The sequence below is a fragment of the Anaeromicrobium sp. genome (genome assembly GCF_025210435.1).
Lineage (GTDB): Bacteria > Bacillota > Clostridia > Peptostreptococcales > Thermotaleaceae > Anaeromicrobium.
This window is the reverse complement of record NZ_JAOART010000067.1, coordinates 13648-29283: the sequence shown is the minus strand read 5'-3', so window position 1 is coordinate 29283 and position 15636 is coordinate 13648. Positions and strand designations below refer to the sequence as shown.

Here is a 15636-nt window from a genome sequence, read left to right as displayed (position 1 = left end):
AGAGTTCCTATGGTTACTATACTTTTTATTGCTTTTAATATAATCCTTATATATTTTTACCTAATTAGAGCAGAGATACGAAGAAGAAGTAGAGGAGAAATTTTGGTTTCAAATGGAAAAGGAATCAATCATAGATTATTCATGGGAATATCCTATATGATTATTTCTATTTTATTATTTTTGAAGACTTCCAACATGGAAGAATTCAGTATAAGAATGGGATTTTTCTTTTGTGGAGTAGTTTGGTTATACAGAGGTGTACTAAAAACTCAATTATGTGAGAATGGTATATATGCTCCTCAATATATTATAAATTGGGAAAAGATAAAAGAATATAGATGGATAAGCCATTATGGAAAAGCTCATGATTTATTAGAGCTTAATGTGGGAATATTAAAAGTAGAGAAGAGAGTGATTATCCATGTGGAAAAGATATATAAGGAATATGTGGAGGAATTTTTAAGTGAAAGAATAAAGAAGGCAGAATGAAAGAAAAAACAGAATTTTCGGAAAAATACCCAAGAATCATTGTTTTAGGTCCAAACAAAAGTTATAATATAGTTGTGTGGTAAAAAAAACCAAATTGAGGAGGAGATTATATGAAAAGAAACATGAGGAGACTTCTTGTGCTTATGTTAGTCCTTACTTTAGGATTCACATCTAGTATTGCCTATGCTGGAGGAACTAAGGACGTTAAAGGACCTAAGTACATATTTTATTTCATTGGTGATGGTTTAGGATTATCACAAAGACAAGTGGGGGAATTATTTTTACAAGAAACTAGCAAGGATAAATCTAAAAGGTTAACTATGAATACTTTACCTGTAACAGGACTTAAAACTACTTATTCAGCTAATACATTAGTTACAGATTCAGCAGCTGCAGGAACTGCCCTAGCTACTGGACATAAAACTAATAATGGAGTTATATCTAAAACTCCAAATGGCAAAGATCTTAAAACTATATTAGAGTTAGCAGAAGAAAAGGGATACGCTACAGGACTAGTAAGTACTACTAGAATAACTCATGCTACACCAGCATCTTTTGCATCTCATAATGTAAATAGAGATAATGAAAATGAAATAGCAGTAGATTACCTAGATAGTAATGTAGAATTTTTTGCAGGTGGTGGATATAGACACTTTGCACCAAAGGCATGGGAATATGGAAAATCTAAGAGAAAAGACGATAGAGACTTATTAAAGGAATTTGCAGACTTAGGATACAATGTATTTGCAGGAGAAAAGGATAGTGATAATTTCTTAAAGTTTGCTCCAAAGGGAAAAGAAAAGGTATTTGCAGCTTTATCTTATTCTCATTTACCATATGATATTGATAGATTAAACACTTTAGATACTCCTAGTTTAGGTCAATTAACCCAAAAGGGTATTGAAGTATTATCTGCATATGAAGACGGATTCTTTATGATGGTAGAAGGTGGAAGAATTGACCATGCCTCCCATGCAAATGACCCTGTGGGAGCTATCCATGATGTTTTAGCCTTTGATGAAGCTATTAAAAAAGCCTGTAAATTCTATGAAGAGAATCCAGAGGATACTTTAATCCTAGTTGCAGCTGACCATGAAACTGGTGGATTAGGATTAGGTATGAGTACCAATTATTTCTTAAAATTAGAAGAGTTATTTGATGTGACAGCTTCTACAGAAGCTATAGGATATGGAGATAAGAAATATGATGGTAACAGGGAAGCATATTTTAAGTATATAGAGAAAGTATATAGCTTAGAAAATTTAACACAAAAGGAAAGAACAGAAATAGAGAAGGCCATGGACCTAGAAGATAAAGGTATTGAAGGTGAAAAGAGGGAATATGGTTACTTAACTAAGGAACCTACGGCTATTGCTGTAGCTCATATTGTTTCTAATAGAGCTAATATTCATTGGACTACCTTTGCTCACTCTGGAGCACCAATTCCACTTACAGCTGTAGGTGTTAATGCACAAGATTTCAGTGGATATAATGATAATACTATGATAGCTAAAAAATTAGCTAATATTATAGGTGGAGAATTATAAAAATATTAAAAGCTGGGGAAACCCAGCTTTTAAATTATCTATAACTTTTCTTTATTATTAGATGGGAGCATGAAAATATGAAAAATTATAAAAGTAGCTTAGTTATGATAATAATAATGGTATTAGTGGTGGGAATTTTAGTAATTGATAGGCATAGTGATTCTAAGATAGAAGATGTATTTGAAGTGAAGGCTAAAGTTTTAAAGGTGGATAATGATAATTTAATACAATCTAATATTGCAAATATGGGAGTACAAAATTTAGAAGTTAATATACTAGAGGGAGAATTTAAGGGACAAAGTACGGATTCACTAAACACTTTAGTAGGAAATTTATCAGTGGAAAATACCTATAAAAGGGGAGACACTATAATAGTGGCCATTAGGGTTGAAGATGGAAAGATAATAGATAGTAAGGCTATTGATTTGTATAGGCAAAATTATCATCTATTATTGTTTGGAACCTTTGTAATATGTTTAATTATATTTGCAAAACAAATAGGGATTAAGGCCTTATTTTCATTTATAATGAGTTTGTTTATTATATGGAAAATTCTAATTCCAGGATTACTTTATGGAAAGGACCCCTTACTATTATCTATGGGGGTATTAGTGTTACTTACGGCAATAATATTATTTTCCATATGTGGAATTAGCAAAAAGGGAGTGGCAGCATTTATAGGAACCATAACGGGATTATCCATAACCATAGGTCTTACCTTATTCTTTGGAAGTAGGATGGAGTTATATGGAATGACAGCACCCTTTGCAGAGACTCTCATGTTTAATGGACACCTTAATTTAGATATGAGAAAAATATTTTATGCGGCCATAGTAATAGGAGCTTCAGGAGCAGCCATGGATATAGCCACGGATGTGGCATCGTCCATGTATGAAATCAAAAATCATAAACCTAATATTCCTATTAATGATCTTATAAAATCAGGTTTTAATGTGGGGCGAGATGTGGTAGGAACTATGACTACTACCCTTTTATTGGCCTATTCTGGAGGATATCTTACACTTCTTATGCTTTTTATGGATAAAAATGCAAGCTTTAGCAGGATAATAAATTTTAAAATAGTATCGGCTGAAATAATGAGGACTGTAATAGGCAGTATAGGATTAGTATTAGTAGCTCCTATTACGGCCATAGTGGCAGGTATCATATATAGTAAAGTTAAAAAAAATGTAACTAATTAGATAATGATAGGTATAATCAAATGAAAAAGAATATCTATTGACAGTGTGTTTATGAAATTATTATAATTTAGATAAACATATAATAGACAGACACATTGGAGGGAAGGACAAATGTTAAAGAAGAAAGCCCTATTAATGGGTATGACATTAGTAGTAGCAGCGGGATTATTTGTAGGTTGTACAGAGAAGCCACAGGAGACATCTAAGGAAAATGCCCAAGTAGAACAAAAGGCTGATGAAGTTTCATATAAAGATGGCATATATAAGGCAGAAGCTGATGAATTTAACAATGGATGGAAGGGAACCGTTTCTATAGAAGTTAAAGAGGGAAAGATAGTTTCAGCTAATTGGGATGGAGTGAATGAAGAGGGAGCAACAAAGAAAGAGGCTTCTAAGGATGGTAAGTATCCAATGGTAGAAAAAGCAGGAGCTAAAGCACCTTGGCATGAACAAGCGCAATTAGTAGAAGGATATATAATAGAAACTCAAAATCCAAATAATATTAAGTATACGGATGAAGAGGGACGTACAGATGCCATTTCTGGAGCATCTATTAAAGTTTCAGAATTCTTTACTTTAGCCCAAAAGGCCCTAGAGAAAGCCAAATAGATTGAAATAAAAAATAGTGATTAAGTATATAATATATACCTAGTCACTATTTTTATTTATAAAGAATATATCAAAAAAGTATTAACAATTTATTAAATCTATTACAAGGGAGTAGATTTTAACATATAATGGGAGGTGCAGGAGGAGAAAATATGAATGAAAGAAGTTATATGTTAGAAAATGACAAAATAAGCAAAGTTTTGATGAAGTTATCACTACCTGCCACGGTGGGAATGGTAGTTAATGCCCTATATAATATAGTGGATACTATATTTATAGGAAGGGGAGTAGGAACCATAGCCATAGGAGCTTTGGCAATAGCCTTTCCCGTACAAATGATCATAATGGCCATAGCTCAGACTGTGGGCATTGGAGGAGCGTCTGCCGTATCTAGAAGCCTTGGAGCAAAGGATGTAGAAAGGGCAGATAAGGTTGCTGGAAATTCCTTTTCATCTGTATTTATAGTAAGTATAATTACTGCATTTCTTAGTTTCATATTTATAGAACCCATACTTAAAATATTTGGAGCTACAGATAATTTACTTCCCTATGGAGTGGAATATTTAAGAATAATTCTCATAGGAAGTATATATTTTCCCTTTGTAGTCTGTGCTAATAACTTAATAAGGGCAGAAGGTAATGCTAAAGTATCTATGGTGATAATGGTAATAGGTACGGGTTTAAATATTATATTAGACCCTTTATTCATATTTGTATTTAATATGGGCATTGGAGGAGCTGCATGGGCTACTATTATTTCTCAATTTGCATCCCTAATCTATGTTATACTCTACATGTATGGAGGAAAAAGTTCATTAAAAGTTAGGTTTAGGCATTTAAAATTAGAATGGGCAATTATAAAAGAAATATTTACAGTTGGGTTTTCATCCTTTGCAAGGCAAGGGGCAGGAAGTATTGTTGCCATTGTGGTAAACAATTCTTTAAAGTTTTATGGTGGAGATGTGGCCATATCCATATTTGGAACTGTAAATAAGGTAATAATGTTTTTATTCATGCCTTTGTTTGGAGTAGTTCAAGGTATGCAGCCCATAGTTGGATATAATTATGGAGCCAAAAAGTTTGAAAGAGTTAAGGAAACGGTAAAACTATCTATTATAGTCACTACAATTTTAGCTACCACTAGTGTATTAATAGGAGAATTATTTCCCAACTTAATTATGAGAGTATTTACAAAGGATATGTATTTTATAGAAAATAGTGCAAGTGTACTTAGAATCATAATAGCAGGAATACCTGTTATAGGTATACAAGTGGTAGGAGCCACATTATTTCAATCTATAGGAAAGGCTATACCTTCTTTAACAATGTCTTTACTAAGACAGGTATTGTTTTTGATTCCACTAGTTTTAATATTACCAAGGATAGGAAATCTAGGCCTATTGGGTATTTGGATAGCATATCCCATAGCAGATATATTGGCAACTTTTGTCACTGGATTTCTATTAAAAAAAGAAATGAAAAGTATGTATTCTTTAGAGTAAGGCATATAAAAGAAATAACCAGTGAAATGACTAATTTATTATTTGAATATGCCTAAATAAGGATTGTTTTATGATTTAAAAAATTATGGGACAATCCCTTTATTTTTTAGTAAAAAATTTCTTGAATATGAACAATGTGGATTAAATATTGTAATGTATTAAAGGGCTAGTACATATACATGTAATATGGAATTTTAGTAAATAGGAGAATGTTGATGAATTAATAATAAAAAATTTCTAAAAATAAAAAATCCATTGACAGTTTACTAAAATTTTACTAAAATTTAAGTAGGAAAAGGATTCCATGAAATTATGGAAAAAAATTGAATGGGGGATTAATTATGAAAAAAGTGTTATCAGTGTTAATGATATTAACACTAATGTTCTCACTAGCAGCATGTGGATCGTCTGAGCAATCAAGTACAGAAGCTCAACCAGAAGCAGAAGCAAGTGCTCCAAAGATAGGTGTAACTATCTATAAGTTTGATGATAACTTCATGTCTTTCGTACGTAGATCTATCGAAAAGAGTGCAGGAGATCAAGCAGATCTTATATTAAATGACTCTCAAAATGATCAAGCTAAGCAAAATGAGCAAGTAGAAATGATGATTTCAAAGGGTGTAAAATCATTAGCTATCAACTTAGTTGACCCTCAAGCGGCAGCTACTATTATTTCTAAGGCTAAAGAAGCTGAGTTACCAGTAGTGTTCTTTAACAAAGAGCCAAGTCCAGAGGATATGGCTTCTTATGATAAGGCTTGGTACGTAGGAACTACTTCATCTGAATCTGGAGTTATCCAAGGTGAATTAATTGTTGATTCTTGGAAAGCAAATCCAGCATGGGATAAAAATGGCGATGGCAAAATCCAATATGTATTATTAAAGGGTGAGCCAGGACATCCAGATGCAGAAGCACGTACTAAATATGCAGTAGAAACTATTGTTGAAAAAGGTATTGAAGTTGAAGAATTAGAACTTCAAACTGGAATGTGGGACTCTGTAAAGGGTAAAGAATTAATGGATGCTTGGATTGCTAAGCATGGAGATAAGATTGAATTTGTTATAGCTAACAACGATGCTATGGCACTTGGAGCTGTTAACTCATTAAAGGCTGAAGGATACTTTGAAGGAGATAAGTTCATGCCAGTAGTTGGTGTAGATGCTATCCCTGATGCTTTAACTCAAATTGAAGCTGGAACTTTAGTAGGTAGTGTACTTAACGATGCTGCAAACCAAGGTAAAGCAACTGTAGATTTAGCTATTAACGTTGCTAATGGCAAGGACGTATTAGAAGGAACTGAGTGGAAACTTGATGACAAAAAAGCAGTTCGTGTACCTTACTTAGCTATAACTAAGGAAAATATCCAAGTAGCTAAAGATTGCTACTCTGAATAATAAAAGTTATGGGGTCGGTTATTTTAAAATAACCATTACCTATTAATATTAATAAAAGATGCATGTTGCATTTATAATGCATATGCATCTTTATTAATATAATCATGGTTGCAATAATGTGAAAGGAGGCTTGAATATGGCAGAAGTTGCTAGAAACAACGAAGATTATCTACTAGAAATGCTGGGAATATCTAAGGAGTTTCCAGGGGTTAAAGCATTAGACAAAGTAAACTTGAGAGTAAGAAAAGGAACAGTACATGCCTTAATGGGAGAAAATGGTGCAGGAAAATCAACTTTAATGAAGTGTTTATTTGGTATATATAATAGGGATGAAGGGGAAATTTTACTAGAAGGAAAGAGTGTAAAGTTCAGTTCATCAAGACAAGCCCTAGATAATGGTGTATCCATGGTACATCAAGAACTTAATCAAGTACAAAGTACTAATATAATGGACAATATTTGGCTAGGTCGTTTTCCTAGAAGGGGAATGTTTATAGATGAACAAAAAATGTATAATGACACATTAAAAATATTTAAAGAACTAGATATTAACTTAGATCCTCGTACAAAGGTAGATAGTTTACCCGTATCTGAGAGTCAAATGGTGGAAATAGCAAAGGCCGTTTCTTATAATTCAAAAATAATAGTAATGGATGAACCTACATCATCTTTAACGGAAAAGGAAGTTGGCCATTTATTTAAAATAATAAGGTCATTAAAGGACAGAGGCGTAGGAATAATATACATATCTCATAAGATGGAAGAAATTAAGCAAATTGCAGATGACGTAACTATAATGCGTGATGGCCAATGGATTGCCACTAAAGACGCTAAGACAATTACTACAGATGAAATAATAAATTTAATGGTTGGACGTGATTTGACTAATCGTTTCCCACCTATGACAAACACTCCAGGGGAAGTAATAATGGAGGTTAAAAACTTAACTGCCACTTATCAACCCTCAATTAAGGATATATCCTTTGAACTTAGAAAAGGTGAAATATTAGGTGTGGCAGGCCTTGTGGGAGCTAAAAGGACTGAACTTATAGAGTCCATATTCGGAGCAAGACATGTGAGTGAGGGTTCCATTTATTTACATGGAAAGAAATTAAATAATGAAAATCCCCATGTGGCTATAAAAAATGGTTTTGCTTTAGTAACAGAAGAGCGTAGAACAACGGGAATATTCTCTATGCTAGATATTACCTTTAACTCTTTTATAGCTAACATAGATAATTATATAAACAAATTAGGACTCCTAGACTTTGATAAGATAGGTAAAGATACTAAGTGGGTTATAGATAGTATGAGGGTTAAAACTCCATCCCATAAAACCCATATAAGTAGCTTATCAGGAGGAAATCAACAAAAGGTTATTGTTGGGCGTTGGTTACTTACAGAGCCTGAGATTTTATTATTAGATGAGCCTACTCGTGGTATAGACGTAGGGGCCAAATATGAAATATATCAACTAATGATTGATCTTGCCAATAAGGGAAAGGGTGTCATGATGGTATCCTCTGAAATGGCAGAATTATTAGGCGTTACAGATAGAATATTAGTAATGAGTAATGGAAGATTAGCTGGAATAGTAAATACTAAAGACACTTGTCAAGAGGAAATATTAAAGCTATCAGCTAAGTATTTATAGAATAGGAGGGATATTTGTGTCAGTGGTTAATGAGAAAAAAAGCACCTTTGATAAAGAAAATGTGCTAAATTGGATGATGAATAATGCCATATTCTTAGTTCTTATTGGTCTTTTAATAATTATAGTATCAGTTTCACCGGATTTTATATCCTTAAGGAATTTTAGAAATATATTATCACAAGCTTCTACTCGTATTATAATGGCCCTTGGGGTTGGTGGTATTATAGTAGCAAAGGGAACGGATTTATCCCTTGGTCGTCAAGTAGGTCTTGCGGCAGTTGTTTCTGCATCCCTACTGCAAGCATCAGATTATGCATATAAAATGTATCCTAATTTGCCAAAATTAAATATATTTATGATGGCTATGATAATATTCCTTGTTATGGCTATAACTGGACTTATCGGATTAACAAATGGATTTATAGTGGCTAAATTAAAGGTAGACCCTTTTATTGCAACTTTGGGAATGATGGTAATAGTATATGGTGTAAACTCCATTTACTTTGATAGACCACCTTATGGAGCTCAACCTATTGGAGGGTTAGATCCTAGATTCACAAAGTTTGCTCAAGGGGCATTTAATATTGGTGGATTTAAGATCCCATTCCTTGTAATATATGCAGCACTAGTTACTTTTGCCATTTGGGTATTATGGAATAAAACTAAGTTTGGTAAAAATATATTTGCCATTGGTGGAAATCAAGAAGCAGCCATAGTATCTGGTGTAAATGTGGTTAAGTACTTATTATTAGTTTATATGTTAGGTGGAATACTATATGGATTAGGTGGAACCCTAGAGGCAGCACGTATAGGTACTGCTACTAATAACACGGGTAATATGTATGAACTAGATGCCATCTCTGCATGTATCGTAGGAGGACTATCCTTCTCAGGTGGTATAGGTACTGTAGGTGGAATTGTAACAGGGGTATTAATATTCCAAGTAATTGCATATGGCCTATCATTTATAGGGGTAAACCCATACTTACAATTTATAATTAAAGGTTTAATAATTATTACAGCTGTAGCAATAGATTCTAGAAAATATATTAAGAAAAAATAATTTTACAAAAAGGGGTAGTTTAATAATAATTAACTACCTCTTTTTTAAAAGAAAATAAACATTAATTATCTGGGAGGCATAATATGTACTTAGGAGTAGACTATTATCCAGAGCATTGGGATGATAGTATGATAGATGAAGATTTGGCACGTATAAGGGAAATGGGTTCTAATATTATTAGGATTGGAGAGTTTGCGTGGCATTTGATGGAGAAGAGGGAAGGGGAATATGATTTTTCATATTTTGATATGGTAATAAAAAAGGCAAAGAAATATGGTTTAAAAGTCATGTTTGGAACTCCCACGGCTACCTTTCCTGCCTGGCTTGTAAAAAAGCATCCATCTATATTGTCAAAGGATGAATTAGGCCATACTAGGGCCTTTGGAGGAAGAAGACAATATTGTTTTAATTCTAAGGAGTATATAGAGTATACAAAGATAATAGTGGAAAAATTAGTTAGTCACTATAAAGATGAAGAAGGCATAATAAGTTGGCAGGTAGATAATGAATTTGGCCATGAAGGCAGTGATATGTGTTATTGTGATCAATGTGAAGAAGATTTTAGATTATATTTAAAGGATAAATATGATACTATAGATAAATTTAATGAATTGTGTGGAACCATATTTTGGGGTCAAACCTATAATGACTTTAGTGAAATTCCATTACCCAAACCTACTATTACTACTCACAATCCTACTTTAAAGTTAGAATATGCTAGATTCAGATCCTATTGTATAAATAAATTTGGAAAGATACAAATAGAGCAAATAAGAAAATACAAGGGAGAGAAACAAGAAATTACCCATAATTTTTTTGGAGGATTCTTTGATAGGGCCTATGACCAAAATCTATTGTCAGAAGATTTGGATTTTGTATCCTATGACAATTATCCCGTATGGGGAGGACTGAAAAAGCCTATAGAAAGTCATCATATAGCCATGACCCTAGATTATATAAGGGGACTTAAAAATAAAAACTATTGGATAGTAGAAGAGATAATGGGAGCTCAAGGCCATGATTTCATAGGATATTTACCAAGGCCTAATCAGGCTAAAATGTGGGCTTATCAAGCCATGGCCCATGGTTGTAAAAATATGCTATTTTTCAGATGGCGTGGTATGACCAGGGGGGCTGAGCAGTATTGTCTAGGTATAATAGATCAGCATAATGAAAAGGGAAGAAAATACGAGGAAGTAAAATCCTTTATGAGTCATATTAAAGAATATGAAGATCTGGTTAATAGTGAGATAAAATCTCAAGTGGCCCTATTATATGACTTTGATAATATATGGTCATGGAATTATCAAAGGCAGTCTAGTGAATTTGATTTTACTAAGGAAGTATTAAGACTGTATAAACCCTTTTATGATTTAAATACTAATATGGATGTAATAAGTATTAAAAAATCTTTTAAAGGATATAAAGTATTATTAATACCAGTTATGTCCATAATAGATGGAGAATTGGCGAAAAAACTTGAAGATTTTGTGAAAAATGAAGGAATCATAGTATTCTCCTTTAGGGCAGGGATCAAAGATAGGAATAATAATATTAATTTTAAAAGTCCATTTCCTAGTCATATAAGAAAGATGGCAGGGATTAAAATTGAAGAATCAGAATCATTGACTAAAGACCAAAGAGTTGAAATAGTAGGAATGGATGAATATAATGATAAATTGGGAAATTGTGAAGTATGGAGAGATTTAATAAGTCTTGAAGGAGCTAAAGGTTTATATAGATACAATGACAAATTTTATAACACTAAATATTGTATCACTGAAAATGAATATGAATCGGGAAAAGTATACTATATTGGAGCAGGGGTAGATAATAGTATTATAAGTAATATTGCAGAAAAAATAGTAGTTGAAAATAATATTGAGCATATTAAATCTCAAGATGGATTAGAAGTATATATTAGGTATTTAAATGGTGAAAGATGGCTATTTATAACTAACCATAGGGATGAGGAATTAGTCTATGATAATACTACTATAGGCCCTTACGAAAGCATTATTATAAAGGGATAGATAAACATGAAAATGGAGATTTAGGTGTGAAAGGAAGAGTTTAATGGCTACAATAAAAGATATAGCAAAATTGGCAGATGTTTCACTTTCTACAGTATCACGAGTGTTAAATTATGACAAAACCCTTTCTGTGACAAATGAAACTAAAAAAAGAATTTTTGAAGCGGCTGAAGAATTAAACTACAAAACTCCTAAACAGAGGAATAATAAAAGTACTAAAAGAATTAGAATAGGAGTTATGCATTGGTATTCTCAGCAAGAAGAGTTGGGTGATCCTTACTATTTGTCCATAAGAAAGGGTATTGAGAAAGAGTGTTTTAATAAGGAAGTTGAAATAACAACCATATTTAAAAATAAGGATAAATATCCAGCAAAGGCCCTTAGAAATTTAGATGGAGTAATAGGAATAGGAAAGTTTAGCAAGGATGACATTAAAAAGTTTTCTAGATATTCAAATAATATTGCCTTTGTAGATTATTCCCCAAATGAAAAAATATATGACTCAGTCATAATAGATTTTAGGAGTGCAGTCTTTGAAGTAATGGAATATTTATTTAACCTAGGCCATGAGCATATTGGATACATAGGTGGAAGGGAATATGTGGGAGAAGACAAAATACATATAGGGGATGAGCGTGAACTCACCTATTGTGAGTTTATGAAAAGGCACAACTTATTTAATGAAGAACAAGTCTATTTTGGAAATTTCACAGCAGAAGATGGATACAATCTCATGAAGGAAGCTATTAGAAAAGATAAACTCCCTACGGCTTTTTTTATAGGTAGTGATGCTATGGCTATTGGAGCTATGAAGGCATTACATGAGGCTAATATAAAAGTTCCTGAACATGTGAGTTTAATAGGATTTGATGATATTCCCACATCAAATTATTTAGTTCCTCCCCTTACCACTGTAAAGGTCCATACGGAATTTATGGGAACTACTGTGGTAAATTTATTACTTGAAAGAATAAAGGATAATAGGGAAATACCTAAAAAGGTTGTAATTCCTTGTGAATTAATAATTAGAGAAAGCTGCAAATAAGTTATATGAGTATTAGGAGATAAAATGAGTATTAATTTTATTTCCTAATACTTATTTTTTTAGATTTTAAGATGTATATGCCTTATAGATTTCTGGTGTATAAACTTGCTTTATGTGGGCCTATTTCAGGAAAATATATTGAAAATTTTTTCCATTGAAGTCCTTGTCACAAGCGAAAGTGTGAATCTTCGTAGATAGGTTCATGTCTCATGTTGGAGTAACATAAGATGTTGTGACGTTCCTCAATTCCAAAAATTTTCAATATATTTTCCTTTATAGGCAAGTTACGGTATAAAGAAATCTTAGTGTTACGAAATCTATATATATTTGTAAACATGAGTAACTGTTCCTGTGGTATGATATATTCAAAGGAGGAGATTAAGTGTATAAGGTTAAAAAAATTCATATATTTTATCTAGTAACTACTATAATAATGTTAATAGTATCAGGGATTAACCCCTATGAAAGAAGTACTTGGTTTTTAGAAATAGCTCCTGTGTTAATAGCTATTCCCATATTAATTTATACATATAATAAATTTAGGCTCACAGATCTTGCATATACATTAATATGGATTCATTGTATTATATTAATGGTGGGAGGTCATTATACCTATGCGAAAGTCCCACTATTTGATTATATAAGGGATTATTTTGGACTTATGAGAAATTATTATGATAGATTAGGCCACATAGCCCAGGGATTCATACCAGCCATTGTAATTAGGGAGTTGTTAATAAGAAAGACCCCATTAAGGACAGGTGGATGGTTATTTACTATAGTTGTATTTATGTGCTTGGGATTTAGTGCACTATATGAATTAATAGAGTTTTTAGCAGCAAAAGTACTAGGTGAAGGTGCAGAAGCATTTTTAGGAACTCAAGGTGATATTTGGGATACTCAATGGGATATGACCTGTGCATTAATTGGAAGTATAACTTCATTATTAATTTTTACAAAATATCATGATAGATTAATTAAAAATTTAGGCTTTCGCCCTTAGGGGTGAAAGTTTTTTACTTTTTTGTAAAAGAATAAAAAACTTGACAAATGATGACTACAGGTGTAGTCTTAATGTATAAATAAAAGACTACAAATGTAGACAAAGGAGGAAAAAATATGAATATCCCCGCCATATCTGACTCAGAATGGAAGATTATGAAGGTACTTTGGAATGAAAATCCAAAGACTGCTACGGAAATTATGGAAGAACTAGAGAAAGAAACTAATTGGAAACCAACTACAGTGAAGACACTTCTTAGTAGGCTGGTAAAGAAGGAAGCTATAACATATGAAAATAAAAATAGAAAGTACTATTATACTCCATTAATAGGAGAAGAACAGTGTGTTATAGAGGAAAGTAAGTCATTTTTGCAAAGGGTATATAATGGAGGGGTAAAGTCTTTAGTTGCTAACTTTCTTCATATGGAGAAATTGTCTAAAGAGGATGTGGAGGAGTTAAAGAAAATATTAGAAGATAAATAGGGTGAGAGGAATTATGGGATATGTAGATGTATTAAACTTTATTATGAAATCTTCTCTAAAGGGGAGTGCACTAATAATAGTTATATTATTAGTAAAGATGATTTTTAGAAATAAATTGGGCAGTAAGGGAGATTATTATTTATGGATTATATTAATTACCAATTTAATATATCCCTATGGATTAACAGTTAATGTTAATATATCTAAAAATGAAACATTAGAGAAGATCTATACAAACATGGGAAATCTAATGATGGAAGAAAACTATATTAATAATATACTAATGAAAAATAGGGGATTATTTAATTTAAACTATGGGAATATGGATGAGAAAATATATATGTACTTCTTTGGTGTATGGGCTATAGGGGCTATAATATTAGCTCTTGGTATGATTACTATAAACTACAAATTTAAGAGGGAACTATATGAAAATTCCATGGGGGTAGATAATTATATATTAAATATATTCAATAGATATAAAGGTAAGATGAATATAAAAAGAAATATGAAAATTATATACACAAATGTGGTTACTAGCCCATGCTTATATGGAATAATAAGGCCCCAAATTTTAATTCCCATGGATATAGACAAGAAAATAGATCATGAAGAAATTAGGTATATTATATGTCATGAATTAGCCCATGAAAAAAGAAAAGACATGATTGTATTAGGCCTTGTGAATCTATTTAAAATAATACATTGGTTTAATCCAATCATTTGGTTTGGATTTTATAAAATGAGACAAGATTGTGAAATAGCCTGTGATAGTTTAGCCCTTTCCTATATAAGTCCAAAGGAGAATATAGACTATGGACATACTATAATAAATCTTCTCAGTAACAATGAAAAAGAATTTGTACATATGGGGGTAATGGGAATGTTAGGAAACAAAAGTAATTTAAAGAAACGTATGAAGTTAATTAAATCCTTTAATAGGAATACATATAGATTATCTATCTTATCAATTCTAATTATGGTACTAATGGGATGTGCTTTTTTAGGTAATGGTGACCATATACCTAAAATAAGCCCAAAACAAGAGTCTAAGGAATTAGATATGATATGGCCCGTACCAAATTCTCATAAAATAGGAAACACATTTGGAAAGAAAACACATCCCATACTTAAAGTAGAAAAATTACACACGGGAATAGATGTGGAAGGGGAAATTGGTTACGGTGTAATAGCGGCAGAAAAGGGAGTAGTAATTGAAAGTAAGGTACTAGGGGGATACGGAAATACCATAATAATAATGCATAATGATAAGATAGTCACATTATATAGTCATTTAACGGATATGTTAGTTAAAGAGGGAGAACAGGTTGAAAAGGGACAGATAATAGGGACCCTTGGAAAGACAGGAATGGCTACAAGACCTAATTTACATCTAGAAGTAAGAAATGATGGAAAAGCAGAAGATCCATTAAAATGGATAAGGTATAAAGAAAATTTATGAAGAATAGATGAAAAATAGGAAATAGTTCTAGAACTATTTCCTATTTTTCGTTTTTATTACAAATTTCAACAATATTTTATAAAAACATCTATTATAATTTATAATGATAGTAGGGAAATAAATGATTTTGCACTTATAAAATTAAGGGGGA

13 protein-coding genes are annotated in these 15636 nt (G+C 32.0%); all 13 read left to right on the top strand.

The window, feature by feature from the left end; all coding sequences use genetic code 11:
* The first annotated feature begins 9 nt into the window (after positions 1-9).
* The 13 genes from N4A57_RS08210 (at position 10) to N4A57_RS08150 (ending at position 15485) form a co-directional block, all read left to right on the top strand.
* Positions 10-489, top strand: coding sequence for a hypothetical protein (locus N4A57_RS08210; RefSeq protein WP_293657458.1), 480 nt, complete (start codon positions 10-12; stop codon positions 487-489).
* 110 nt (positions 490-599) lie between these two features.
* Positions 600-2036, top strand: coding sequence for an alkaline phosphatase (locus tag N4A57_RS08205; RefSeq protein WP_293657457.1), 1437 nt, complete (start codon positions 600-602; stop codon positions 2034-2036).
* A gap of 77 nt (positions 2037-2113) precedes the next feature.
* Entirely contained in the window at positions 2114-3238 is a 1125-nt protein-coding gene (locus N4A57_RS08200) for a YibE/F family protein (RefSeq protein WP_293657455.1), read from the top strand.
* A gap of 111 nt (positions 3239-3349) precedes the next feature.
* A complete protein-coding gene (locus N4A57_RS08195) occupies positions 3350-3847 on the top strand; it encodes an FMN-binding protein (protein ID WP_293657453.1) in 498 nt (165 codons plus the stop codon).
* Positions 3848-3999: 152 nt separating this feature from the next.
* Positions 4000-5349: an MATE family efflux transporter gene (locus N4A57_RS08190; protein WP_293657451.1), complete on the top strand. Its 1350-nt coding sequence runs from the start codon at positions 4000-4002 to the stop codon at positions 5347-5349.
* 341 nt (positions 5350-5690) lie between these two features.
* Positions 5691-6743: a galactose/glucose ABC transporter substrate-binding protein MglB gene (gene mglB / locus N4A57_RS08185; RefSeq protein ID WP_293657449.1), complete on the top strand. Its 1053-nt coding sequence runs from the start codon at positions 5691-5693 to the stop codon at positions 6741-6743.
* A gap of 136 nt (positions 6744-6879) precedes the next feature.
* Positions 6880-8397 (top strand): galactose/methyl galactoside ABC transporter ATP-binding protein MglA, encoded by a 1518-nt coding sequence (gene mglA, locus N4A57_RS08180; RefSeq protein WP_293657447.1) that lies wholly within the window; start codon positions 6880-6882, stop codon positions 8395-8397.
* Between the two features lie 16 nt (positions 8398-8413).
* Positions 8414-9460, top strand: a complete 1047-nt coding sequence (mglC, locus tag N4A57_RS08175) for a galactose/methyl galactoside ABC transporter permease MglC (protein WP_330671485.1) — start codon at positions 8414-8416, stop codon at positions 9458-9460.
* A gap of 83 nt (positions 9461-9543) precedes the next feature.
* Positions 9544-11493 carry a beta-galactosidase gene (locus N4A57_RS08170; RefSeq protein WP_293657445.1) on the top strand — a complete coding sequence of 650 codons (1950 nt, stop codon included), beginning with the start codon at positions 9544-9546 and terminating at the stop codon, positions 11491-11493.
* Between the two features lie 43 nt (positions 11494-11536).
* Positions 11537-12538 (top strand): LacI family DNA-binding transcriptional regulator, encoded by a 1002-nt coding sequence (locus N4A57_RS08165; protein WP_293657443.1) that lies wholly within the window; start codon positions 11537-11539, stop codon positions 12536-12538.
* Positions 12539-12920: 382 nt separating this feature from the next.
* Positions 12921-13541: a DUF2238 domain-containing protein gene (locus N4A57_RS08160; protein WP_293657442.1), complete on the top strand. Its 621-nt coding sequence runs from the start codon at positions 12921-12923 to the stop codon at positions 13539-13541.
* 116 nt (positions 13542-13657) lie between these two features.
* Entirely contained in the window at positions 13658-14023 is a 366-nt protein-coding gene (locus tag N4A57_RS08155; protein ID WP_293657441.1) for a BlaI/MecI/CopY family transcriptional regulator, read from the top strand.
* 13 nt (positions 14024-14036) lie between these two features.
* Positions 14037-15485 (top strand): M56 family metallopeptidase, encoded by a 1449-nt coding sequence (locus N4A57_RS08150; protein ID WP_293657439.1) that lies wholly within the window; start codon positions 14037-14039, stop codon positions 15483-15485.
* Positions 15486-15636: the final 151 nt, after the last annotated feature.